Origin of the sequence: Mesorhizobium sp. M1E.F.Ca.ET.063.01.1.1 (assembly GCF_003998155.1) — a bacterium.
Classification (GTDB): Bacteria; Pseudomonadota; Alphaproteobacteria; order Rhizobiales; family Rhizobiaceae; genus Mesorhizobium.
The window spans coordinates 1-2,113 of the sequence record NZ_RZSC01000909.1 but is presented as its reverse complement, the minus strand read 5'-3'; the positions used below and the strand labels follow the sequence as shown (position 1 = coordinate 2,113).

Sequence of the window (2,113 nt, the reverse complement as noted above, 5' to 3'; positions counted from 1 at the left end):
TCTTCTCGCCGATCGGCGAGAAGAAGCGGCAGGTCGGGCTGGCGGTGCCGGCAGGGCGCATGGGCGATCCGGACGATTATCGGGGCGCGGCCATTTTCCTGGCCTCGAGCGACGCCGATTATGTCGTCGCGCAAACCCTTAATGTGGACGGCGGCAACTGGATGAGCTGAAGCGGGGGTGAGGCTTCAGGCCGCGGCAGCCGTCGCCGTGCTCTCGGCGAAGGGGGCCTTCGGCAAGCAAGTCCTGGAGGTGGGCTACCGGCATTTCGGAAGCCGCCTTCGCCGAGGAATTGCCTGGACCGGCACGATGTTTCTCAGTGTAGAATGGGAGTTCATGAGGGCAGCGGGTGTTGGCCGTCATAGCTGCGTTGGGGGGTAGCCGAGATGGATGCGGAAAAGTCGATCTGCAAACTGACCGAGGCGCCGATCACCTGCACAACACCGCTTCAGGGGCTGTGAGGATGTCGGGCGAGGCGAGGCGCTGGTCGTTCCTCGCGCTGGCTTGCCTGGCCGTGGTTCTTTCGCTCACCACCTGGTTTTCGGCAACGGCGGTGATTCCCGAACTCGAGACGCGCTGGCAGCTTGGCGCCGCCGCAGCGGCCTGGCTGACCAACGGCGTGCAGGCGGGCTTCGTCATCGGAGCGCTGACCTCGTCGATCCTTGGGCTGCCGGACCGTTGGCGGCTCAATCGCATGATGGCGGGCGCGGCGGCGCTGGCAGGGGCGGCGAACCTGGTCCTGCTGATCGAGCCCGGCGCTGTCGTTGCGGGCCTCGCCCGGTTCGTCACCGGCATTGCGCTGGCGGGTGTCTATCCGCCGGCGATAAAGCTGATGGCGACCTGGTTTCGCAAGGAGCGCGGCCTGGCGCTCGGCCTGCTGATCGCGGCGCTGACGCTCGGCTCGGCGCTGCCGCATTTGGTGCGGGCCATCGGCGCCGGGGTCGACTGGCGCGTCGTCGTGAGCGCCAGCTCGTTGTGCGCGTTCGTCTCCGCGGCAATCTTCGGACGCGCCCTGCATGAAGGCCCGTTTCCATTTGCGCGATCGGTCGTCGACCCACGCCAGGTCGGGGCGATTATCCGCGACCGCCCGGTCATGCTCGCCAATCTCGGCTATTTCGGCCACATGTGGGAGCTCTACGCCATGTGGGGCTGGTTCCTGGCTTATGCGGGAGCCGCGCTTGCTGCCGGCAACCCGATCTTTTCCGGAAATGTTTCGCTGCTCACCTTCGCGGTGATCGCAGTGGGCGCGCTCGGCGCCGCCGGCGGCGGCCTGCTGGCCGATCGTGTCGGCCGCTGCAACACAACGGCGCTGTCGATGGCGCTATCCGGCGCGTGCGCACTGCTGATCGGCGTCTTCTTCGACGGTCCGTCCTGGCTGTTCGTCGCCGTCGCCCTGGTCTGGGGCGTCTCGGTCGTTGCCGACTCCGCGCAATTCTCGGCCGCCGTGACGGAACTTGCCGAGCCGCATCTCGTCGGATCGGCGCTGGCCTTCCAGATGGGTATCGGCTTTGCCATCACCATCGCCGCCATCTGGATGGTGCCGCTGTTCGGCGAGGCCATCGGCGGCTGGCGCTGGGCGTTCCTGTTGCTGGTGCCTGGTCCGGCCATCGGCGCCGCCGCAATGCTGGCGCTGCGGGCCGATCGGTCGGCGCTCAAGCTTGCCGGCGGCCGGCGGTAGGTTCCGGCTGGCCGTCGAATCCTGGGCGTGGCCGGAAAGCTCCGTCCAGCCACGCGCTCACCCCCGCCGGGCGCTTTCTCCGGTTCCTGCCGATTGGGAGGAACGATCTCGCGGCTGACGCATTTTGGTTCCCATCAACAGTTTGAGGGAATCCATGCGCATTGCCCATGTCGCGCCGCTCTATGAGTCCGTCCCCCCGAGATTTTACGGCGGCACCGAGCGCATCGTCTCTTATCTCACCGAAGCGCTGGTGGAATTGGGGCACGATGTGACGCTGTTCGCCAGCGGCGACAGCGAGACCTCGGCGCGGTTGGTGCCCGGCCGCGACCAGGCGATCAGGCTCGACCCGCGGCCGAAGAAATCGGAGATCGCGGCCCATCTCGCGATGCTTGCTGACGTGCGCGAGCGGGCCGGCGAGTTCGACGTCATCCACTTCCA

Annotated in this window: 3 protein-coding genes; all 3 read left to right on the top strand. The window is 67.3% G+C overall.

Annotation, left to right across the window (positions count from 1 at the left end):
• Nucleotides 1-170, top strand: a 170-nt coding sequence (locus tag EOA29_RS34130; RefSeq protein WP_127222241.1) for an SDR family oxidoreductase, incomplete at its 5' end; no start/stop codon positions are given.
• Nucleotides 171-460: 290 nt separating this feature from the next.
• Nucleotides 461-1,675, top strand: a complete 1,215-nt coding sequence (locus EOA29_RS34125; protein WP_127222240.1) for an MFS transporter — start codon at nt 461-463, stop codon at nt 1,673-1,675.
• A gap of 154 nt (nt 1,676-1,829) precedes the next feature.
• Nucleotides 1,830-2,113, top strand: a 284-nt coding sequence (locus EOA29_RS34120; protein ID WP_145969978.1) for a glycosyltransferase, incomplete at its 3' end; no start/stop codon positions are given.